Source organism: Pseudomonas sp. MWU12-2319, from assembly GCF_023242525.1.
Taxonomy (GTDB): Bacteria; Pseudomonadota; Gammaproteobacteria; order Pseudomonadales; family Pseudomonadaceae; genus Aquipseudomonas; species Aquipseudomonas gingeri_D.
In genome coordinates, this window is the sequence record NZ_JALJES010000019.1 from 26,378 (window position 1) to 48,127 (window position 21,750).

21 protein-coding genes are annotated in these 21,750 nt (G+C 62.4%); 11 read left to right on the plus strand and 10 right to left on the minus strand.

The annotated features are described in order from the left end of the window. Positions 1-6 precede the first annotated feature (6 nt). Entirely contained in the window at positions 7-732 is a 726-nt protein-coding gene (locus M5C01_RS26240; protein ID WP_218586107.1) for a 4'-phosphopantetheinyl transferase, read from the minus strand. A 218-nt stretch (positions 733-950) separates the two neighbouring features. Between M5C01_RS26240 and M5C01_RS26245 the strand changes: the two genes are divergently transcribed. Then, positions 951-1,628: a response regulator gene (locus M5C01_RS26245; RefSeq protein WP_100944205.1), complete on the plus strand. Its 678-nt coding sequence runs from the start codon at positions 951-953 to the stop codon at positions 1,626-1,628. Beyond that, positions 1,625-2,971: an ATP-binding protein gene (locus M5C01_RS26250; RefSeq protein WP_103497258.1), complete on the plus strand. Its 1,347-nt coding sequence runs from the start codon at positions 1,625-1,627 to the stop codon at positions 2,969-2,971. The genes M5C01_RS26245 and M5C01_RS26250 overlap by 4 nt, the downstream gene beginning before the upstream one ends. 15 nt (positions 2,972-2,986) lie before the next feature. On the opposite strand, the gene M5C01_RS26255 is transcribed toward M5C01_RS26250, so the two are convergent. Continuing rightward, the gene (locus tag M5C01_RS26255) at positions 2,987-3,985 is read right to left on the minus strand and encodes an AraC family transcriptional regulator (protein WP_103497259.1); all 999 of its coding nucleotides are present in this window, start codon (positions 3,983-3,985) and stop codon (positions 2,987-2,989) included. Positions 3,986-4,318: 333 nt separating this feature from the next. Between M5C01_RS26255 and M5C01_RS26260 the strand changes: the two genes are divergently transcribed. Together M5C01_RS26260 and M5C01_RS26265 are read left to right on the plus strand one after the other, a co-directional pair. Beyond that, on the plus strand, positions 4,319-5,650 hold the full coding sequence (locus M5C01_RS26260; RefSeq protein ID WP_152741518.1) for a dicarboxylate/amino acid:cation symporter: 1,332 nt from the start codon (positions 4,319-4,321) through the stop codon (positions 5,648-5,650). A gap of 264 nt (positions 5,651-5,914) precedes the next feature. Further along, positions 5,915-7,096, plus strand: coding sequence for a CaiB/BaiF CoA-transferase family protein (locus M5C01_RS26265; RefSeq protein WP_152741538.1), 1,182 nt, complete (start codon positions 5,915-5,917; stop codon positions 7,094-7,096). A gap of 145 nt (positions 7,097-7,241) precedes the next feature. On the opposite strand, the gene M5C01_RS26270 is transcribed toward M5C01_RS26265, so the two are convergent. Both M5C01_RS26270 and M5C01_RS26275 read right to left on the minus strand, forming a co-directional pair. Beyond that, on the minus strand, positions 7,242-7,736 hold the full coding sequence (locus M5C01_RS26270; RefSeq protein WP_152741517.1) for a SprT family zinc-dependent metalloprotease: 495 nt from the start codon (positions 7,734-7,736) through the stop codon (positions 7,242-7,244). 135 nt (positions 7,737-7,871) lie between these two features. After that, entirely contained in the window at positions 7,872-8,474 is a 603-nt protein-coding gene (locus tag M5C01_RS26275; protein WP_100944199.1) for a Yip1 family protein, read from the minus strand. A 297-nt stretch (positions 8,475-8,771) separates the two neighbouring features. Between M5C01_RS26275 and ttcA the strand changes: the two genes are divergently transcribed. Together ttcA and M5C01_RS26285 are read left to right on the plus strand one after the other, a co-directional pair. Then, positions 8,772-9,596, plus strand: a complete 825-nt coding sequence (gene ttcA / locus M5C01_RS26280; protein ID WP_100944198.1) for a tRNA 2-thiocytidine(32) synthetase TtcA — start codon at positions 8,772-8,774, stop codon at positions 9,594-9,596. After that, a complete protein-coding gene (locus M5C01_RS26285) occupies positions 9,597-10,268 on the plus strand; it encodes a DNA-3-methyladenine glycosylase I (protein WP_152741516.1) in 672 nt (223 codons plus the stop codon). It begins immediately after the preceding gene. A 148-nt stretch (positions 10,269-10,416) separates the two neighbouring features. Here M5C01_RS26285 and M5C01_RS26290 read toward each other — a convergent pair whose 3' ends face one another. Genes M5C01_RS26290 through arsC form a run of 3 tightly spaced genes read right to left on the minus strand, consistent with a single transcriptional unit; the run spans position 10,417 to position 11,790 of the window. Continuing rightward, a complete protein-coding gene (locus M5C01_RS26290) occupies positions 10,417-10,842 on the minus strand; it encodes a DUF2069 domain-containing protein (RefSeq protein WP_178129976.1) in 426 nt (141 codons plus the stop codon). Further along, entirely contained in the window at positions 10,835-11,440 is a 606-nt protein-coding gene (gene wrbA, locus M5C01_RS26295) for an NAD(P)H:quinone oxidoreductase (protein ID WP_178129975.1), read from the minus strand. The genes M5C01_RS26290 and wrbA overlap by 8 nt, the downstream gene beginning before the upstream one ends. After that, positions 11,437-11,790: an arsenate reductase (glutaredoxin) gene (gene arsC, locus M5C01_RS26300; protein ID WP_152741515.1), complete on the minus strand. Its 354-nt coding sequence runs from the start codon at positions 11,788-11,790 to the stop codon at positions 11,437-11,439. Before arsC ends, wrbA begins: the two co-directional genes overlap by 4 nt. Positions 11,791-11,905: 115 nt before the next feature. Here arsC and M5C01_RS26305 point away from each other — a divergent pair, with 115 nt between their 5' ends. After that, positions 11,906-12,367 carry a TlpA disulfide reductase family protein gene (locus tag M5C01_RS26305; RefSeq protein WP_152741514.1) on the plus strand — a complete coding sequence of 154 codons (462 nt, stop codon included), beginning with the start codon at positions 11,906-11,908 and terminating at the stop codon, positions 12,365-12,367. Between the two features lie 3 nt (positions 12,368-12,370). Here M5C01_RS26305 and M5C01_RS26310 read toward each other — a convergent pair whose 3' ends face one another. From M5C01_RS26310 to M5C01_RS26320, 3 genes are all read right to left on the minus strand, one after another. After that, positions 12,371-12,775 (minus strand): META domain-containing protein, encoded by a 405-nt coding sequence (locus tag M5C01_RS26310; RefSeq protein ID WP_103497269.1) that lies wholly within the window; start codon positions 12,773-12,775, stop codon positions 12,371-12,373. Further along, entirely contained in the window at positions 12,775-13,209 is a 435-nt protein-coding gene (locus M5C01_RS26315) for a hypothetical protein (protein ID WP_103497270.1), read from the minus strand. The genes M5C01_RS26310 and M5C01_RS26315 overlap by 1 nt, the downstream gene beginning before the upstream one ends. Before the next feature lie 134 nt (positions 13,210-13,343). After that, entirely contained in the window at positions 13,344-16,097 is a 2,754-nt protein-coding gene (locus tag M5C01_RS26320; RefSeq protein WP_103497271.1) for a response regulator, read from the minus strand. Between the two features lie 329 nt (positions 16,098-16,426). On the opposite strand from M5C01_RS26320, the gene M5C01_RS26325 reads away from it, so the two are divergent. The 4 genes from M5C01_RS26325 (at position 16,427) to relA (ending at position 21,634) form a co-directional block, all read left to right on the plus strand. Beyond that, complete coding sequence (locus M5C01_RS26325) at positions 16,427-16,819, plus strand: hypothetical protein (protein WP_152741513.1); 393 nt, start codon at positions 16,427-16,429, stop codon at positions 16,817-16,819. A gap of 197 nt (positions 16,820-17,016) precedes the next feature. Beyond that, positions 17,017-17,919, plus strand: a complete 903-nt coding sequence (gene cysM / locus M5C01_RS26330; RefSeq protein WP_100944188.1) for a cysteine synthase CysM — start codon at positions 17,017-17,019, stop codon at positions 17,917-17,919. Next, positions 17,919-19,271 carry a 23S rRNA (uracil(1939)-C(5))-methyltransferase RlmD gene (gene rlmD / locus M5C01_RS26335; protein WP_152741512.1) on the plus strand — a complete coding sequence of 451 codons (1,353 nt, stop codon included), beginning with the start codon at positions 17,919-17,921 and terminating at the stop codon, positions 19,269-19,271. The genes cysM and rlmD overlap by 1 nt, the downstream gene beginning before the upstream one ends. Before the next feature lie 119 nt (positions 19,272-19,390). After that, positions 19,391-21,634 (plus strand): GTP diphosphokinase, encoded by a 2,244-nt coding sequence (gene relA / locus M5C01_RS26340; protein ID WP_103497273.1) that lies wholly within the window; start codon positions 19,391-19,393, stop codon positions 21,632-21,634. Positions 21,635-21,750 lie beyond the last annotated feature (116 nt).

Sequence of the window (21,750 nt, forward strand, 5' to 3'; positions counted from 1 at the left end):
GGCGGTTCACGCCGGGATGGCGACCAGGCTCAGCAATTGCCCGTCATGCAGGCCGAACTGCGCCTGCAACTCTGTGCCGTGGCACCATTCACTGGACAGGTCGGTCAGCAGGCGCAAGCGCACCTGCCCGCTGATATCCCACTCCAGCACTTCGGCGTGCTCGAAGTAAAAGCGTTTGTGCACCAGCGGGTAGAGCGCCTTGAACAGGCTTTCCTTGACCGAGAAGGTCAGGGTCACCAGCAGGGCGATCTGCTCGGCGGAACCTGCGGCCATGCGCTGCATTTCGGCTGGAATGAGGATTTCGCCGGCCAGTCGCTCGGCTCGTTCTGCGCTCAGCAGGTCTTCCAGGTCCATCCCCAGGCCCCGCCAGTGGGATTTAGGCGCGACGATGGCGGCGGCCCGGCCGGTGCCATGGGTGATAGAGCCGGTGATATGGGCCGGCCAGATCGGCGCACGGTCCTCACCGATGGCCGGAACGCTGTCGGTACCGTCCAACTGCCGCAGGGCGGCGCGGGCACAGAGGCGCCCGGCGAGGAATTCGGCCTGGCGCTTGGCCACCGAGCGCTGAATACTGGCCGGCGGATCGATGCGGCTACGCTGGAAGTCGTCCGCGGCGAGCTGCGACGGGTTGAATCGGGTGCTGAGCAAGACGCTATGCGCCAGAGCCTCGGGCAACGGCCAATGGGCGTCGAGGGGCGTGCAGCAAACGGGCAGGGCGGGGAGGTTGTTCATGGCGGGCATTTTGCCGGGTTGGAACGGCGCTTTCCAGAGCCGATTCCCTTGTCCATCCAAATGTGTTCAGGGGGAGTTCAGGGCCACTTGTTTACTCTGTAACAATGATGATGCGCAAATCTGCTCCTGGCCGGTCGGCCGTGTCTTTCATGAAACACTTTGGCTGAACTGAGTTACCGTTATGGGCGAAGCGATGCCGGTAGCGTTGGGAGAGCATTATGAAATTGCTGGTGGTAGAAGACGAGGCGTTGTTGCGCCATCACTTGCAGACCCGCTTGAGCGACAGTGGTCATGTGGTCGAGGCGGTGGGCAATGCCGAAGAGGCGCTGTACCAGACCGAGCAGTTCCATCATGACCTGGCGGTGATCGATCTCGGCCTGCCGGGCATGGGCGGACTGGATCTGATCCGCCAACTGCGCTCGCGCGGCAAGGTTTTCCCGATCCTGATCCTCACCGCGCGTGGCAACTGGCAGGACAAGGTCGAAGGCCTGGCCGCCGGTGCCGACGACTATCTGGTCAAGCCCTTCCAGTTCGAGGAACTGGAGGCGCGAATGAATGCCTTGCTGCGGCGCTCCAGCGGTTTCACCCAGTCGACCATCACCGCCGGCCCCCTGCTGCTGGACCTCAATCGCAAGCAGGCCTCCCTCGACGACCAGCCCCTGGCGCTGACGGCCTACGAATACCGGATTCTCGAATACCTGATGCGTCACCACCAGCAGGTGGTGGCCAAGGATCGCCTGATGGAGCAGTTGTACCCGGACGACGACGAGCGTGATCCGAATGTGATCGAGGTACTGGTCGGGCGCTTGCGGCGCAAGCTGGAAGGGCCGGTCGGGTTCAAACCTATCGATACCGTGCGGGGCCTGGGCTACCTGTTCAACGAGCGCTGCCGGTGATTCGTTCGCTACGGGTGCGGCTGATGCTGGCCGCCACCATCCTGGCGATATTGTTCATGTTGGCCTTGTTGCCGGCGATGCAGGGGGCGTTCAGCCTGGCCTTGCAGGATTCCATCGAGCAACGCCTGGCTTCGGATGTGACCACGCTGATTTCCGCGGCGCGCATCGAAAAACAGAAACTGCAAATGCCCGATCTGCTCCCCGACGAGCGATTCAACCTGCCCGACAGCCGCCTGCTGGGCTATATCTTCGACCGCGACGGGCGCCTGGTCTGGCGTTCGCGGGCAACCCAGGAAGAGCACATCAACTACCGTCCGCGGTATGACGGGCGCGGCAACGAGTTCGCGAAAATCCGCGAGGACAACGGCAACGAGTTCTTCGTCTACGACGTCGAGGTCAAGTTGCTCGGCGGCAAGAGCGCCGCCTACAGCTTTGTCGCCCTGCAGCCGATGCGCGAATACAACATGACCCTGGCCGGCCTGCGGGAAAAACTCTACCTGGGCTTCGGCGCGGCCTTGTCCGTGCTGCTGGCGCTGCTCTGGCTCGGCCTGACCTGGGGCCTGCGCGCGCTGCGGCGGTTGAGCCAGGAACTGGACCAGATCGAGAGCGGCGAGCTGGAAAGCCTCAGCGAGGAGCATCCGCGGGAACTGCTGCGCCTGACCGGTTCCCTCAACCGCTTGTTGCGCAGCGAGCGCGAGCAGCGCAGCCGTTATCGCGATTCCCTGGACGATCTGGCCCACAGCCTGAAAACGCCCCTGGCGGTTCTGCAAGGGGTCAGCGAGGGGATGGCGCAGCGCCCCCAGGATCGCGATCAGGCCCGGGTCCTGCAGAGCCAGATCGAACGGATGAACCAGCAGATCAGCTACCAGTTGCAGCGCGCCAGCCTGCGCAAGAGCGGCCTGGTTCGGCACCAGGTCGAACTGCGCCCGGTGCTCGACAGTCTGTGTAGCACCCTGGACAAGGTCTATCGCGACAAACAGGTGGTGGTCGCCATCGACGTGCCGCAGTTCAGTCATGTGCCGATCGAGCAGGGGGCGTTGCTGGAACTGTTGGGCAACCTGTTGGAGAACGCCTACCGCCTGTGTCTGGGCAAGGTGCGGGTCAGCCTGCGCCGAGGTTTGCAGGGCATCGAGGTGTATGTCGAGGACGACGGGCCGGGGGTGCCACCCGACCAGCGGGCGCGTGTTCTGCAACGTGGCGAGCGCCTGGACCGCCAGCACCCGGGGCAGGGCATCGGCCTGGCGGTGGTCCAGGACATCATCCAGAGCTACGACGCCGAGATGACCCTGGGGGATTCGACCCTGGGGGGCGCATCGTTCCGCATTCATTTCCCGCCGCAATAACCGCCGGGCGCGCCTCTACAGTTCCTGGGCGCGATAGGCCCCGGGGGTCAGGCCGGTCCATTTCTTGAAGGCCCGGTGAAAGGCCGAGGGCTCGGAAAAACCCAGCTGTTCGGCGATCTGTTGCAATGACAGTTCGCTGCGGCCCAAGTGGTAGATGGCGATGTCCCGCCGCAGTTGATCCTTGAGTTCCTGAAAACTCGTGCCTTCCTCGCGCAGGTGCCGCCGCAGGGTTTGCGGGCTGATATGCAGGTGCTGGGCGACCGCCTCCAGGTCCGGCCAGCGACTGGCATCCCGACTGAGCAGGCGCCGCAGTTGGCTGCTCAGGCTGTCGCCGTCGTCAGGACGGGCCAGCAGGTCGGCGGGGGCGCGACCGAGGAACTGCTTGAGCGTGCGTTCATCCTGTTGCAACGGCAGGCCCAGGTAACGGCTGCTGAACAGCAGGCTGCTGCTGGCGGCGTCGAAGGTCAGGGGACAGGGAAACAACAGGTCGTATTCACTGGCGTGGTCGGGCCTCGGGTAACCGAAGTCGGCCTCGAGCAGGCGAATACGCTGGCCGATCAGCCAACTGCCCAGGCGGTGCCAGACCACCAGCAGGCATTCGCTGAGAAAGTGATCCGGGTCCCACAGGTTCGAGGCATCCAGGCTCAGGCGCGTGCAGTCGCCTTCGCGGCTGAGCTGCAGGCGTGGGGCGTCGGGGAACAGGCCGTAGAACCGCAGGCCACGGTCCAGGGCCTTTTCCAGCGTCGGACAATGAATCAGCGCATGCATCATCATGGCGAAGGTGCCGCGTCGGCAGCGGCTCTGGCCGAACCCCAGGTATTCGTCGTCCAGCTCCAGCCAGAGCCCTTGCAGCAACTGGGTGAACTGCTCCGGCGCCAGGCGCGCCCGCGGCTCGTCGAGCCACTGCGCGGCGATGCCCAGGCGTTGCAGCAGCGGCGCGCAGTCGTGACCCTGCCGACGTGCCCCTTCCAGGGCGGCGCGGGCGAAGTGGCTGGCGATACTGCGTTCACGCATGGGGCGCTTCCGTCCATTGGGTGGCCGATGTTAGTCATGGAAATGACGCAGGGACAAGGCGGATATCCGCCAAAACCTCGGGTGCTTTGGGGTGGATGGGCGGAAATCCGCCATCTATGCTATAGGGGCGGAGCGCGATAACCCCCGCAAGGGATGATGGCTAAAGGCTTTGCCGCGATTTTGTAAAAGTGGCACGGGCTTTGCGAAGAGATAAGAGGTCTGCCCACGCAGTTCGACAAAAAACAAAAATCCCTCCGGTGCAGGAGGGTTCGTGCTTCAGGTCCCATGGCCGCTGATGGATAACGGGCGTGTGATCTCTTGAGGAACTTTGCAATGACGACTCGTCAGCCACTGTACAAATCCCTGTATTTCCAGGTGGTCGTAGCTATCGCTATCGGCATCCTGCTCGGCCATTTCTACCCACAGACCGCCGTGGCCCTCAAGCCACTGGGTGACGGCTTCATCAAGCTGATCAAAATGGTCATTGCCCCGATCATCTTCTGCACCGTTGTCAGCGGCATCGCCGGCATGCAGAGCATGAAAGCGGTCGGCAAGACCGGCGGCTACGCGCTGCTGTACTTCGAAGTGGTTTCGACCATCGCCCTGCTGATCGGCCTGGTCGTGGTCAACGTGATCCAGCCGGGTAACGGCATGCACATCGACGTGGCCACCCTGGACGCTTCGAAAGTCGCGGCCTACGTCACCGCTGGCGCAGACCAGAGCGTGGTTGGCTTCATCCTCAACGTGATCCCGAACACCATCGTCGGTGCCTTCGCCAACGGCGATATCCTGCAAGTGCTGATGTTCTCGGTGATCTTCGGTTTCGCCCTGCATCGCCTGGGTGCCTATGGCAAGCCGCTGCTGGAGTTCATCGATCGTTTCGCCCACGTGATGTTCAACATCATCAACATGATCATGAAGCTGGCGCCCCTGGGTGCGCTGGGTGCCATGGCCTTCACCATCGGTGCCTACGGTGTGAGCTCCCTGGTGCAACTGGGCCAGCTGATGATCTGCTTCTACATCACCTGCATCCTGTTCGTGGTGGTGGTGCTGGGCGCCATCTGCCGCGCACACGGCTTCAGCGTGTTGAAACTGGTTCGTTACATCCGTGAAGAACTGCTGATCGTACTGGGGACTTCCTCTTCGGAATCGGCCCTGCCGCGCATGCTGGTCAAGATGGAACGCCTGGGCGCGAAGAAATCGGTTGTCGGCCTGGTGATCCCGACCGGTTACTCCTTCAACCTCGACGGTACCTCGATCTACCTGACCATGGCGGCCGTGTTCATCGCTCAAGCGACTGACACCCACATGGACATCACCCACCAGATCACCCTGTTGCTGGTGTTGCTGCTGTCCTCCAAGGGCGCGGCGGGCGTGACCGGTAGTGGTTTCATCGTACTGGCGGCGACCCTGTCGGCCGTAGGTCACCTGCCGGTGGCCGGCCTGGCACTGATCCTCGGTATCGACCGCTTCATGTCCGAAGCCCGTGCCCTGACCAACCTGGTGGGCAACGCCGTGGCGACCCTGGTGGTGGCCAAGTGGGTCAAGGAACTGGACGAAGACAAACTGCACACGGAACTGGCTTCCGGTGGTCGTGGTATTGAAGACGAACGCGCACTGGACGACCTGGGCGTAGCCGAAGGCTCGGCGCCAAGCGTCAAGTAAGCTTCAGCGGTAAGTTGAGAAAACCCATCTTCGGATGGGTTTTTTCATATGTATGGGCGGTATCCCGATATATCCGCGGCCCTTGTAGGAGTCGGCTTGCTGGCGATTGCGGTCTGGCCGTCGACATCGTTGTCGCCTGATGAGCCGCCCTCGCCAGCAAGCCGGCTTGTGTCTGGCGTCAGGACTGCTGAGCAGTGTGGTGCTTGCCGCCAGGTGGCCGGCTGCCTACGCTGGGGCCTGTCGATCTGGAAAAAGGGCAAGCCCATGCACGGTCCGCTGGCGTCACTCAAGGTACTGGATTTCTCGACATTGCTGCCGGGGCCGTTCGCCTCGTTGTTGCTGGCGGACATGGGCGCCGAGGTGTTACGCATCGAATCACCCGCGCGCCTGGACCTGCTGCGGGTATGGCCGCCCCACGATCGCGACATTTCCGCCAGCCACGCCTGGCTCAATCGCAACAAGCGCAGCCTGGCCCTGGATTTGAAACAGGCCGGAGCGGTGGCGGTGATCCATGACCTGGTGCGCGAGCATGACATCGTCCTGGAGCAGTTCCGTCCCGGGGTGATGGATCGGCTGGGGCTGGGTTATGAAGCCCTGAAGGCGATCAATCCGCGCTTGATCTATGTGTCGATCACCGGCTACGGGCAGACCGGTCCTTTCCGTGATCGCGCCGGCCATGACATCAACTACCTGGCGTTGTCGGGGTTGGCCAGCTACACCGGGCGCCGGGAGGGAGGGCCGCTGCCCCTGGCGATGCAGGTGGCGGATGTGGCGGGCGGTTCGTTGCACGGGGTGATCGGCTTACTGGCGGCGGTGATCGCCCGGCAGCAGACGGGGTTGGGGCAATACGTCGATGTCAGCATGACCGACTGTGCCTTCAGCCTGAATGCCATGGCTGGGGCGGGGTTTCTCGCTTGCGGGGTCGCGCCTGCGCCCGAGGGGCAGATGCTCAATGGCGGCAGTTTCTACGACTATTACCGTAGTCGGGAAGGGCGCTGGTTTGCCGTGGGGAGTCTGGAACCGGCGTTTATGCAGCAGTTGTGCGGGGCATTGGGGCGAGCGGAGTTGGCGGTTCAAGGGCTGTCGTCCGAGCCTGAGGTGCAACAGGCGTTGAAGCAGGCGTTGCAGATCGAGTTTGAACAACGTGATTTCGATGAGTTGTGCGCTTTGTTTGCCGGGCTGGATGCTTGCGTCGAGCCGGTGCTCAGCTTGGGCGAGGCGGTCGGGCATCCGCAGTTGCAGGCCCGGGAGGTGGTGGTGCAGGTGCCCCGTGGGGATGGCAGCACGCAGGCGCAGATGGCCTGTCCGTTGAAGTTTTCCCTGGGGTTGCCGACGCCCAGGCATATCGGCGCACGGTTGGGTGAACATGGTGATGAGGTGTTGCGCGAACTGGGGTACAGCGAAGAGCGGATAGCGGTGTTGCGAGAGGCTGGTGTCATGGCCTGATGCTGTTGCGCCTGTTCTATCGCTTTCGCGGGCAAGCCCTGCTCCTACAGTTCGGTGTCGAACACAAATCCTGCGTTCCCCACAGAACTGTAGGAGCAGGGCTTGCCCGCGAAGAGGCCGGTAAGGCCACCATCACGTAAAAAACTTACTCCACCCGCATTTCACCACTGAACACCAGGGTATGCCGACAACGCCGGCACAGATAACGCCGGCCCTCGCTCACCAACCGATGGCGCTGGGCCGAAAACGCAAAGTCGCTTTCAGCGCACGGACAGCGGTAGATATACCGCGTCACCCGGCGGCGCTGGACCTCATAGGTGTGGCAACGATTGGGCGGCAGTTCGTAGACCCCGCGCATGATCAACTGCCATTCCTCGCCATGGGGCTGGATACGTTCGCCGAACAACTGATGGGCGATCAGGTGCGCGACCTCGTGGGCCACGGTCTGCTTGAGGAAGTCTTCGCTGTTTTCCCGGTACAGCTGCGGATTGAAACGCAGCAGGTTTTCATGCAAATGCGCCACGCCAGCCTTCTGGCCATGCAGCTTGAGGCTGACCACAGGACGCTTGAAAGCTCGTTTGAAAAAGGATTCGGCTTGTTGGAAACAGTCTTCGACGCGGGTCTTGAGTTGCTCGGGCATGCTGTACGGATCTCCAGAGGCGTCGAGTATGCCGTAAACCCGGGGATTTCCGAATCCGCCAGGCGCCGAATGGTCGTGGCGCGTTAAAAGGCCGCCTTGCGGCGGCCTGTGTTGGCAGTTATGGCTTTGTTTTATTCAGTTGGTGTACACCGGGCCGACGCCCAGCCCCCAGACGATCACGGTAAAGGCCATGATCGCCACCAGCACCACCAGGCCGACAGCCAGGACGGAACTGGAGAACAGGAAGCCTTCGTCCGAAGGGATGTTCATAAAGGTCGGCAGGCCGACGTACAGCAGATAGACGGTGTAGCAGATGGCCGCCGTGCCGACGATCATCCCCAGCCACATATGCGGATAGAGCGCCGCCAGGCCGCCGATGAACAGCGGTGTGGCGGTGTAGGTGGCGAAGGCCACGCAACGGGCCAGGCTCGGATTGGCGTCGTAGGTGCGGGCCATCCAGTGGATAAATGCGCCCATCACCGCCACACCGCCGAGCATGGCGATATAGGACATGAGGGTCATCCAGATGGCGCTGTCCTGGGTCAGCATCACTGGCGCGCGGTTGCCGATGACCCAGCCGATCCGGGTGGTGCCGATAAAGGCCGAAATGGCCGGGATGGCGGCGAGGATCAGGGTGTGGGTGAGGTACATATGGCCGATGCTTTCCTCGGCGTCGCCACGGATTTGTCGCCATTCCTGATCAGGGTGGGTGAACAGTCCGACTACGTGATGGATCATGCCAGTCACTCCTTTTGTTATTGCCATCGCCCCCCGGTGGAGCGCCTGCGGGCCAAGTGGCCGAAGTCAGGTCTGGATTTATATGCGACCTTATATCGCAGTATAGGGAGGGCGAGCCGCACGCTTTAGAGCAAATCGAACTGTCGGGCGGGACTGTAATCGCATTGTCGTATTTGGTTGTGAACCCCCAGCTTGAACAGAGGCTGTTGCGCCGTCTTCGCCCCACGCCGGTTTATAGGTAAAATAATCGGCTTTTCGACACACCTCGCGCGGATTTCAAGGGTTAGGGCAAGAGCTATGGGCACTCTTTCGGTCAATCAGAACAAACTGCAGAAACGCCTGCGCCGCCAAGCGGGTGAGGCGATCGCCGACTTCAACATGATTGAAGAGGGTGACAAGGTCATGGTCTGCCTGTCCGGCGGCAAGGACAGCTACACCATGCTCGACGTTCTGATGCACTTGCAGAAAGTGGCGCCGATCAAGTTCGACATCGTCGCCGTGAACATGGACCAGAAGCAGCCCGGTTTCCCCGAACATGTACTGCCCGCCTACCTGAAAGCGCTGGGCGTGGAGTATCACATCGTCGAGAAGGATACCTACTCGGTGGTCAAGGAACTGATCCCCGAAGGCAAGACCACCTGCTCCCTGTGTTCGCGCCTGCGTCGGGGCACGCTGTACACCTTCGCCGACGAGATCGGCGCGACCAAGATGGCCCTGGGGCATCACCGCGACGATATCGTCGAAACCTTTTTCCTCAATATGTTCTACAACGGCTCGCTCAAGGCCATGCCGCCCAAGCTGCGGGCCGACGACGGACGTAACGTGGTGATCCGGCCGCTGGCCTATTGCAGCGAGAAGGACATCCAGGCCTATTCGGACCTCAAGCAATTCCCGATCATTCCCTGCAACCTCTGCGGCTCCCAGGAAAACCTGCAGCGCCAGGTGGTCAAGGACATGCTCCAGGAGTGGGAGCGCAAGACCCCCGGGCGTACCGAAAGCATCTTCCGTGGTTTGCAGAATGTCGTGCCATCGCAGCTGGCCGACCGCAACCTGTTCGACTTTACCCACCTTCGAATCGATGAGACCGCCGCATCGCGCTTCGTCAACGTAGTGAACCTCTGAATGCGCGATTACAAATGGTTGCATGAGTACTGCCTGAACCGCTTCGGTTCGGCCGCCGCGCTGGAGGCTGAATTACCGGTGCCGGCCAGTTCGCAGCAACTGCGTGAACTGCCGGACGACCGTTATCTGTCGATGATCGCCTTGCGGGTCTTTCGCGCCGGCCTCAAGCACAGCCTGGTGGACGCCAAGTGGCCGGTGTTCGAGCAGGTGTTTTTCGGCTTCGACCCGGAAAAAGTGGTGTTGATGGGCGCCGAGCATCTGGAGCGCCTGATGCAGGATGCGCGAATCATTCGTCACCTGGGCAAGCTCAAGAGCGTGCCGCGCAATGCGCAGATGGTGTTGGACGTGGCCAGGGAGAAGGGCAGTTTTGGCGCGTTGATCGCCGATTGGCCGGTCACTGAAATCACCGGGTTGTGGAAGTACCTGGCCAAGCACGGCCATCAGTTGGGCGGGCTATCGGCGCCGCGTTTTCTGCGGATGGTCGGCAAGGACACCTTCGTTCCGACCTATGACGTGGTGGCGGCGCTGAATGCGCAGAAGATCGTCGACAAGGTGCCCACCAGCCTGCGGGATCTGGCGATCGTGCAGGACGCCTTCAACCAGTGGCATGCCGAGAGTGGCCGGCCGATGTGCCAGCTGTCGATGATGTTGGCGTACACCACCAATCATTGAAGAACATGGATTCCGGTTCGGGCGATAGACCGCGTTATCGTTCTTCGCGGGCAAGCCCTGCTCCTACAGTTCTGCTTCGAACACAAATCTTGTATCCACCACAATCCTGTAGGAGCAGGGCTTGCCCGCGAAAACGTCAGTCCAGGCGCTACACGGCTTGAACCTGGCCTTCTCCGGCCAACCGCCGATTCAACTGATGACGCCAGCGCACATAGACCATCGCGCTGCAGAACACCGCCACGCTCATGCCGATCTCCAGGAAGCCGAACAGTTGCCGGTTGGGATCGAACGCCGCCAATACCCCCTGTATGAAATACAGGTTCATCACATAGCAGGTGAACGAGTGCCCGCGAGCGCTGCCCTGCAACATGCCTGGTAACAACAGCAGCAGCGGCACCAGTACGACGAACAGGATCGCCCAGGATCGTGCGCCATGCAGGTCGGCGAACACCGGGTAATAGACGCTCAGCAGGACTGCCAGACCGAAAAAGCACACCAGCGCCAAGCCACGGCTCCAGCGCACACGCGGCTCCAGCCAGGCCTCGGACGGCAACACTTTAGGCTTCCTAGCCACGGCCGTTCTCCAGGCTCAGGGCGGTCTTCGCCAGACGCAGGCCGAGTGCCCGGCACAAGGCGATTTCATGTTCGTCCAACGCGCGCTTGCCGTCGATGCCGGTATGGTGGCTGGCGCCATAGGGCGTGCCACCACCACGGGTGTCGAGCAAGGCCGACTCGCTGTAGGGCAGGCCGGTGACCAGCATACCGTGGTGCAACAGCGGCAGCAGCATCGACAACAAGGTGCTTTCCTGGCCGCCATGGAGGCTCGACGTCGAGGTAAAGACCCCGGCCGGCTTGCCCACCAGGGCACCGGTCAGCCACAGGTTGCTGGTGCCGTCGATAAAGTACTTCAGCGGCGCCGCCATATTGCCGAAACGGGTCGGGCTGCCGAGGGCCAGGGCCGCACAGTTTTTCAGGTCATCGAGGCTGGCATACAGCGCGCCTTCCTCGGGGATCTCCGGCGCCACGGCTTCGCACTGGCTGGAAATCGCCGGTACGGTGCGCAGGCGCGCTTCCAGTCCGGCCTGCTCGACGCCGCGGGCAATCTGCCGGGCCATTTCGCGGGTGGAACCGTTACGGCTGTAGAACAACACCAGAACGTAAGGTGCACTCACGGCAGGATCTCCAGCACATTCTCCGGTGGACGACCGATGACCGCCTTGTCACCGACCACCAGGATCGGCCGCTCCATCAGCTTGGGGTGTGCGGCGATGGCGGCGATCAGTTGTTCTTCGCTGAGCTGGCTGTCGGCCAGCTTCAACTGTTTGTACTCATCCTCGCCGGTGCGCAGCAATTGCCGCGCGCCGATGCCGAGCTTGCCGAGCAACGCCTTGAGCTGCGCGGCGTCCAGCGGGGTTTCCAGATAGTGCACGACGATGGGCGTGAGGCCACGGCCCTGGAGCAGTTCCAGCGCACCGCGGGATTTCGAGCAGCGCGGGTTGTGATAAAGCGTCAGATCGGTCATGTGCGGGTCGCATCTTGCGTAAGGTGGCGGGTATTCTACCTGCCTGGCGAGCGCTCCTGAACCTTGTGAGGTAAAGGGTCGCAGTCGATAACGTATTTGATGGGGGATTGTGCACATGGCAAGGCGATTGGCCGCCGCATTGGCGATGATGGGGGCGTTGCTGCTGAGCGGTTGCGGCAACGATTACGGCGTCGACCAGAACGGCCAGAAGGTCGCGTCCGAGCGCCTGGACAAACAGTGGAAGGTGGTCAACTACTGGGCCGAGTGGTGTGGCCCGTGCCGTACCGAGATTCCGCAATTGAACGCCTTGTCCGAGCAGCTCAAGGGCCAGCCGGTGGAGGTGTTCGGGGTGAATTTCGACGGTTTGCAGGGCGATGACCTGCGCAAGGCCGGTGAAACCCTGGGCATCCGTTTCACGGTGCTGGCCCAGGATCCGGCGGACTTCTTCGACCTGCCGCGCAGCGAAGCCTTGCCGGTGACCTACATCATCGATGACAAGGGCAAGGTTCGCGAGCAGTTGATGGGCGAGCAGACCGCAGCAGGCGTATTGGCCAAGCTCAAGGCCTTGCGCGGCTGAGCTTCAGCCTTCTTCCGACCACAGCCGCAGCGGCTGGCCTTCCTGCGGCCAGAAACGCACCTGCTCGATGGGCGAGATATCCCAGCGCTGGACATTCTCCAGCGCCTGGAGGAAGCGTTTTTCCTGCTCCATCAACGCCGGTGCGCAGAGTTTGCGAGTGCTGCCGACTTTGCCGAAGCTCAGGTTCCCGCCCTCCAGGGTATAGGGCGCGAACCAGTGGTTGCAGCCGCCGGTGCCATAGGCCCGGCCATCGTCGCCGAGGGTGACGGTCAGATGGCTGTTGTCGATCAACGGACGTTCGCCGATCCACTCCAGCACGTAGCTGTGATCCTGCTGCAAGTGCACCTGTTCGCCGGCGCAGCCGTACAGGCCGGCGCCCAACATTCCCAGAATCACCACGCGTTTCATTACTTTGCCTCCTGGCATCTCGGGCACAGATGTTTCTCGCCCTGTGTCTTCCAGCCCAGCTCGGCGATACGCGCCGTGGCGGCTGGCTTTTGCGCGGGGGTGCCGAGCTTGGCGTCCACCGCGAATTCGAAGTTCAGTTCCTTGGCGCAACTGTCGCAGTTGACCTGCCACTGGTGGATCGCCAGTTCGCCGAAGACCGGCCCCTTGGCGACCGCGACCCATTGGCCGGGCGGGTTGATCAGATGGCGAACGGTGTCCACGGTCAGGCGCATGGACAGGTCCTTGCTGCCCTTGAGGGTCACCAGCAGGACATCGTCGGCGCGGATCGAGCCACCGTTGCCGGTGACCTGATAGCGTCCCGGCACCAGGGCGCGGCATTCGGTCAGGGTGTGCTGCGGGTTCATCAGGCTGTAGCGGAAATCGTGTTCGACCATGGGTCCTCCAAATTATGGCCGGTATGCTAGCACGCAGACGCCGCGCAAATGGCAGGGGTGTATGACCTTCGATCCGGTGACGGGGGGGCGCTGACGATCATGGTACGCGGGCCGTGCCCGGCCCTTGCCATGGATCAGGCACTGACACGGGCCTCGGCGGCGAGGCGAGCGATGGCGACGTCCAGTTCGTCCAAGGCTTGGCGGGCATTGGGCGCGTCTTGCTTGAGCAGGGTTTCGCTGCGCTGGCAGGCCGCGCGCAATTGCGGCACGCCACAGTAGCGGGTGGCGCCGTGGAGGCGGTGCACCCGTTCGATCAGGGCATTGTGGTCGTTGGCGTTGCGGGCCTGGCGAATCGCTTCGCGGTCGGCTTCCAGGGAGGCCAGCAGCATCGCCAGCATATCGGCGGCGAGATCGGGCTTGCCGGCGGCCAGGCGCAGGCCTTCGTCCGGGTCAAGCACCAGCAGCTCGCTGCCGACGCGGCCCTGTTCGCCGGCCCGTTCCGGCCCCTGGTTGCGCAGGGCCAGGCCGGTCCATTTGAGTACCACCTGGGCCAGTTGCCGCTCGCTGATGGGCTTGGTCAGGTAGTCGTCCATGCCGCTTTGCAGCAGGGCGCGTTTTTCGTTGGCCATGGCGTGGGCGGTGAGGGCGACGATGGGCAGCGGAGTGCTTTGCCGCTCATGCTCCCATTGGCGAATCGCCTCGGTGCTTTGCCGGCCATCCATGCCCGGCATCTGCACATCCATCAACACCAGGTCGAAGGCTTCGCGTTGCACGGCGTCGATGGCCGCGTAACCGCTGTCCACCGCCAGCACCCAGGCGCCCATGTCTTCGAGCAGGGTCTGCACCAGCAGCAGGTTGGCCGGGTTGTCGTCGACGCAAAGCACTCGCGGTGCCCGGCTGCCGAGGGGCTCGACGGGCTCCAGGCGTGCCGGGCGCGGGGTGATCAGTTCCGCCAGGGCCCGACGCAGTTTGCGCGTACAGGCCGGCTTGGCCTGGAGCTGGCCGTGGGGGTTGGGCACGCAGAGCTGGAACAGCGTCTGCTCGGTGGTCGGGCACAGCACCAGCACTTTGCAGCCGAGGTGTTCGAGGTCCCAGATATGCTGGCTCAGGCGTTCCGGCGGCATTTCCTGGGCGGTGACGCCGAGGACCGCGAGGTCGATGGCCTGGTCGGTCTGGTGCGCCCCGGTCACCCCATTGGCGAGGTTTTGCAGGCTGTTGAACGGGGTCACTTCCAGGCCGCAATCCTCCAGCTGGTGCTGCAGCGCCTGACGTGACAACTCGTGATTTTCCAGCACCGCCACGCGGCGCCCGAGCAACGGTGCGGCGGGCAGGTCTTCGATATCGTCGCGGGTCTTGGGCAGGCTCAGGCTGATCCAGAATTCCGAGCCTTCGCCCGGGGTGCTGTCGACGCCGATCTCGCCGCCCATCTGTTCGATCAGGCGCTTGGAGATCACCAGGCCCAGGCCGGTGCCGCCGGGTTGCCGCGACAGCGAGTTGTCGGCCTGGCTGAAGGCCTGGAACAGCGCCCGGACATCCTGGCTCGACAAACCGATACCGGTGTCCTGCACGCTGATGCGCAACTGCACGCTGTCTTCGTGTTCTTCCTCGAGCATGGCCCGGGCGACGATGGTGCCTTCGCGGGTGAACTTGATCGCGTTGCTCACCAGGTTGGTGAGGATCTGCTTGAGCCGTAGCGGGTCGCCGATCAGCGACAGCGGGGTGTCGCGATAGACCAGGCTGACCAGTTCCAGCTGCTTGGCGTGGGCCGCCGGGGCGAGGATGGTCAGGGTGTCCTGGAGCAGGTCGCGTAGATTGAACGGAATGCTGTCGAGCACCAGCTTGCCGGCCTCGATCTTCGAGAAGTCGAGAATTTCGTTGATGATCCCCAACAGGCTGTCGGCGGACTTCTCGATGGTGCCCAGGTAGTCGAGCTGGCGCGGGGTCAGTTCGCTTTTCTGCAGCAGGTGGGTGAAACCAAGGATGCCGTTGAGCGGGGTGCGGATCTCGTGGCTCATATTGGCGAGGAACTCGGACTTGATCCGGCTGGCCTCCAGGGCCTCCTTGCGCGCCAGGTCCAGTTCGATGTTCTGGATCTCGATGGTTTCCAGGTTCTGCCGTACGTCCTCGGTGGCCTGGTCGATGCTGTGCTGCAATTCTTCCTGGGCGTTCTGCAGGGTCTCGGCCATGCGGTTGATGCCCGAGGCCAGTTGATCCAGCTCCTGGCTGCCAAGTGGCGGCAGGCGGGTTTCCAGATTGCCTTCCTTGAGTTGGGCCACGGCTTGCTTGATCTTGCCGAGCGGCGCGTTGATCGTGCGGCTCATGCGCAGGGCCAGCAAGGCGGTGCCGAGCAGGCCGGTGGCAATCAGCAGCAGGCTGGCGAACAGGCTGCGATAGCCGCGCAGCAACATATTGTTATGGGACAGCTCCAGTTCGACCCAGCCCAGCAGGCGGTCGGCTTCTTCCGGGATCACGTCGCCGGAAATATTGCGGTGGCGGCCGAAGACCGGCAATAGATAGCGGGTGGCATCGTTGCCGGTGCGTTGCAGCAGGTGGCTGCTGTTACCGATGGGCGGCTGGTTGAGCATGCTCGGACCGGCATGGGCCAGTTGCTCGCGGTTGGCGCCGAGAAAGGACACGGCGCGCACGTCGGCCTGTTCCAGGGACTGGGTGGCGATGCGCTCCAGCAGGTCGACATCGTTATGGCCCAGGGCCGGCGCGACCAGCGGCGCGAGCTGTTCGGCGATCATCTCGCCGCGTTGCAGCAGTTGGGTCTGCAGGTCCGACTGTTGCAGCCAGGTGAAATAGCCGCCCAGCACCAACGCCATCAGCGTGGTCGGCAGCAGGGTGAGCAGCAGTACGCGGCCCTTGATGCCCAGGTTTTTAAGCACGCAACAGTCTCCGTCAGATACAGCGTCCGGCAGATACGCCCATCTTCGATTATCGGCGCGCGCATCCTGCGCCCGCTCCACTTGCGCAGTGTAGCCATTTGCGGGGGGCGAAATCTCGCAAAGTTTGTGTTTGGACAAGTGATGGCTTGTGATCCGTTGAGAGCCGCGGATCGATTCTTTTCCTGTCGGTTCTGAACGATCGGACGTCCTTGCATGGTGGGAACCGTTTGTCGGGACTGTCATTTCTGACAGGTAGGCAAAACGCTCTGGATGTTTAGTCTTGGAAGGCAGTCTTGTTTTTTCTATTTTCTCAAGAGGAGTCATGGATCATGAACGCAAAAAAAACCTTCAAGTCGCCAGGTAATGCAACAGGTTCAATAACTGCTCATACTGTTGAAGGTCATCCGAAGTTTGAGTTTTCCTCCGTGGAGGTTAATTATTTTTCGGATTTTACCAATCGTTTTATTGGGCTCGATAAAGATATTAATTTTGTTTCTATTGACCCCAATGACGTAAGCGGTCCAGGCAAGTACGCGGTCGGTTTTAGAAAACCCGTTGATATTCACTTTAGTATTGGTGAGCCATTTGTAAATTTTGCGGAGAGCGGCGAGATTATTTTTGAAAGCTATGTCGAGGGGCAGCAGGCGAAGGGCACTTTCAACGTTGTACTTTTTTCGACAGGGCAACACGTACACGGCGCCTTTGAAATCAAGAAGAAATGACGTCGCCGGCAACGCCAATGGATACCGTCGCCCAAGGGTTTCAAAAGAGTGTGGGCAGGTCATGACGACAGGCGAGCGGGGCGCTGGGTTTGCTCGGGTTATATCGTTCAGTTATAGGTACTGCATTTTGAGTGATATGGAGCGCTGACATTTGCCGGTATGATGTCAGCCCCCGCAGTCTGGATTGCGAATACGCCATGACCTTGCAGTACCCTACCATCGCCGATTGCGTCGGCAACACGCCCCTGGTCCGCTTGCAGCGCCTGCCCGGCGCCACCAGCAATACCCTGCTGCTCAAGCTTGAAGGGAACAACCCCGCGGGCTCCGTCAAGGATCGTCCGGCACTGTCGATGATCACCCGCGCCGAATTGCGTGGGCAGATCCAGGCCGGCGACACCCTGATCGAAGCCACCTCGGGCAACACCGGGATCGCCCTGGCCATGGCCGCCGCGATCAAGGGTTACAAGATGATCCTGATCATGCCGGACAACTCCACCGCCGAACGCAAGGCGGCGATGACCGCCTATGGCGCCGAGTTGATCCTGGTGACTCGCGAGGAGGGGATGGAAGGCGCCCGTGACCTGGCCGAGCGCATGCAGGCCGAAGGCCGTGGCAAGGTGCTCGACCAGTTCGCCAATGGCGACAACCCCGAAGCCCACTACACCAGCACCGGCCCGGAAATCTGGCGCCAGACCCAGGGCACGATCACCCATTTCGTCAGCTCCATGGGCACCACCGGGACCATCATGGGCGTGTCGCGCTACCTGAAAGAGCAGAACCCCGAGGTGCAGATCGTCGGTCTGCAACCGATGGAAGGCGCCTCGATTCCGGGTATTCGCCGCTGGCCCCATGAGTACCTGCCGAAGATTTTCCAGGCCGACCGTGTCGACCGTATCGTCGACATGGGCCAGGAAGAGGCGGAGGACGTGATGCGTCGTCTCGCCCGTGAAGAAGGGATCTTCTGTGGTGTGTCCTCGGGCGGTGCGGTGGCGGCGATGTTGCGCCTGTCCCGCGAAGTCGAGAACGCGGTGATGGTCGCGATCATCTGTGACCGAGGCGACCGCTACCTGTCGACCGGCATCTACGACGCGCCCAACTGATGGCCAAGCATGAACGCGGCCTGCGCTTCCAGCCCACTGGCGGTAGCCGGGCGCCACAGGTACCGACCGGCAAGAAGCAGCGCCTGACCATCGAGCGGCTGTCCAACGACGGCCGTGGCATTGCCTTTATTGAAGGCCGTACCTGGTTTGTCGCCGGGGCCCTTGCGGGTGAAGAAGTCGAAGCGCGGGTGCTGGGTGCCCACGGCAAGGTGGTCGAGGCGCGCACCGAGCGGGTGTTTCTCGCCAGCGAGCAACGCCGTCCCGCGCCCTGCGCCCATGCCGGGCGTTGTGGCGGTTGCAGCGTGCAACATATGCCCCACGACGATCAGCTCGCCCTGAAACAGAGCATGCTCGCCGAGCAACTGTCGCGTGTCGCGGGCGTCGAACCACTGGAGTGGGCAGCGCCCCTGACCGGTCCGGAATTCGGCTATCGGCGACGGGCCCGTGTGGCCGTGCGCTGGGATGCCAGGACCAAGACCTTGGAAGTGGGTTTCCGCGCCGCCTCCAGTCAGGATATCGTCGCCATCGACGATTGCCCGGTACTGGTACAGGCCTTGCAACCGCTGATGCGCGAATTGCCGGCCATGCTGCGGCGCTTGAGCAAACCCCAGGCCCTCGGCCATGTGGAATTGTTCAGCGGTTCGGCGGTGGCGGTGTTGTTGCGGCATATGGCGCCGTTGTCGGAGCAGGACCTGCAAGTCCTTCAGGATTTCTGTGTCACCCATGATGCGCAACTCTGGTTGCATGGCGAAGACGGCCCGCAGCCGGTGGACCCGTCGTTGTCCCTGGGCTATCGCCTGGAGACCTGGGACCTGGAGTTGGCGTATCGGCCGGGGGATTTCGTCCAGGTCAATGCCGGGGTCAACGAGGCCATGGTCGCCCAGGCGCTGGACTGGTTGAAGCCGGCAGCCGATGAGCGGGTCCTGGATCTGTTCTGCGGGCTCGGCAACTTTGCGTTGCCCCTGGCTCGTCAGGTGCGCGAAGTGGTGGCGGTGGAAGGCGTGGCGACCATGGTCGAACGGGCCGCCGCCAATGCCTTGAGCAATAATCTGCATAACGCGCATTTTTTTCAGGCCGATTTGTCCCAGCCTTTGAGTGATGCCGGTTGGGCCAAAGACGGCTTTTCTGCGGTACTCTTGGACCCACCCCGTGACGGTGCGTTCGAGGTGGTGGGCAAGCTCGCCGCCCTGGGGGCCGAACGGTTGGTGTACGTGTCCTGCAATCCGGCGACGCTGGCGCGGGACACGGTTGAATTGATCAAGCAGGGCTACCGGTTAAAACGTGCCGGGATCCTCGACATGTTTCCGCAGACCGCGCATGTCGAGGCCATGGCGTTATTTGAAGCGAGCTAGGATGCTCGTCTGGTCCGACTGACTGCCGCCGTATTCTGCCAGCCCAGCCAGACTGCGGGGGCTACAACAGGTCAGCGATTTTGACGCATAGAATCTGCGTCGTAGGGAAGGTAAGCAAGATGGTACAGGTGAGAGCACACCAGCCGATCAACACCGACGGCAGTATCAATCTCGAGGCATGGCTCGATCATACGGTGAGCGTCGATCTGGCGCTGGACCGTGAGGCCTTGAAACAAGCCTGCGAATACGCACGGCTTGCCGAACAACAGACCAACGCGGCGCAGAACCTCTGGCCCGAAGGCGGTTCCAGTTTCAGCACTGGCCTGGAGATCGCCGAGATCCTCGCCGACCTCAAGCTGGACCAGGATTCGCTGGTGGCGGCGGTGCTGTATCGCTGCGTGCGCGAGGGGCAGATTCCCCTGACCGCGGTCAGCCAGAAATTCGGCCCGGTGGTGGCCAAGCTGATCGACGGCGTGCTGCGCATGGCCGCCATCAGTGCCAGCCTCAGTCCACGCCAGTCCCAGGTACTGGGCAGCCAGACCCAGGTGGAAAACCTGCGCAAGATGCTGGTCGCCATGGTCGACGATGTCCGCGTGGCCTTGATCAAGCTGGCCGAGCGCACCTGCGCGATCCGTGCGGTGAAGACCGCCGACGACGAGAAGCGCAACCGTGTCGCCCGCGAAGTCTTCGATATCTACGCGCCCCTGGCCCACCGCCTGGGCATCGGCCATATCAAGTGGGAACTGGAAGACCTGTCGTTCCGTTACCTGGAGCCCGACCAGTACAAACAGATCGCCAAGTTGCTGCACGAACGGCGGCTGGACCGTGAGCGTTTTATCAGCGAGGTGATGAACCAGCTGGAAAACGAATTGCTGGCCACCGGGGTCAAGGCCGATATCAGCGGCCGGGCCAAGCACATCTATTCGATCTGGCGCAAAATGCAGCGCAAGGGCCTGGAATTCAGCCAGATCTATGACGTGCGCGCGGTCCGTGTGCTGGTGCCGGAAATGCGCGACTGCTACACCGCGCTCGGCATCGTCCACACCCTGTGGCGGCATATTCCGAAAGAGTTCGACGACTACATCGCCAACCCGAAAGAGAACGGCTACCGCTCGTTGCACACGGCGGTGATCGGTCCGGAAGGCAAGGTCCTGGAAGTGCAGATCCGCACCCACGCCATGCACGAAGAGGCTGAGCTGGGGGTCTGCGCGCACTGGAAGTACAAAGGCACCGACGTCAAATCCGGCTCCAATCACTACGAAGAGAAAATTTCCTGGCTGCGTCAGGTGCTCGAGTGGCACGAAGAGCTGGGGGATATCGGTGGATTGGCCGAGCAGTTGCGGGTCGATATCGAGCCGGACCGGGTCTATATCTTCACCCCTGACGGCCATGCCATCGACCTGCCCAAGGGCGCGACACCGCTGGACTTCGCCTACCGGGTGCACACCGAGATCGGCCACAACTGCCGGGGCGCGAAGATCAACGGGCGGATCGTGCCGCTCAACTACAGCCTGCAGACCGGCGAGCAGGTGGAGATCATCACCAGCAAGCACGGTACGCCGAGCCGTGACTGGCTGAACCCGAACCTGGGCTACATCACCACGTCCCGGGCACGGGCGAAGATCGTCCACTGGTTCAAGTTGCAGGCCCGCGACCAGAACGTCGCGGCCGGCAAGACCCTGCTCGAACGCGAGTTGGCACGCCTTGGCCTGCCACAGGTGGATTTCGACAAGCTGGCCGACAAGGCCAACATGAAAACCGCCGAGGACATGTTCGCCGCCCTCGGCGCGGGTGATCTTCGCCTGGCGCAACTGGTCAATGCCGCCCAGCAACTGGTGGAGCCGGAGCGCGGCAACGAACAGCTGGAACTGATTCCGCGCAAGGCCACCGGCTACAAGCCGGGCAAGCGTGGCGATATCCAGATCCAGGGCGTCGGCAACCTGATGACCCAGATGGCCGGCTGCTGCCAACCGCTGCCGGGGGATGCCATCGTCGGCTATATCACCCAGGGCCGTGGCGTGAGCATTCACCGCCAGGACTGTGCCGCGGTGCTGCAACTCGCTGGGCGCGAGCCGGAGCGGATCATCCAGGTCAGCTGGGGCCCGGTGCCGGTGCTGACGTATCCGGTGGATATCATCATCCGTGCCTACGACCGTTCCGGCTTGCTGCGCGACGTGTCCCAGGTGCTGCTCAACGAGCGGATCAACGTGCTGGCGGTCAACACCCGCTCGAACAAGGAGGACAACACCGCGTTGATGTCCCTGACCATCGAGATCCCGGGGTTGGATGCATTGGGGCGGTTGCTGGGGCGGATTTCCCAGTTGCCGAACATTATCGAAACCCGGCGCAATCGCACCCCTTGATCATCCGCGGCCTTGAATACGCCGTAAAACTGTAGGAGCAGGGCTTGCCCGCGAAGGCGTCCTTGAGGGCGCCAAAAGCTTCGCGGGCAATCGAGCGTCGACCGGCCGCTCCTACA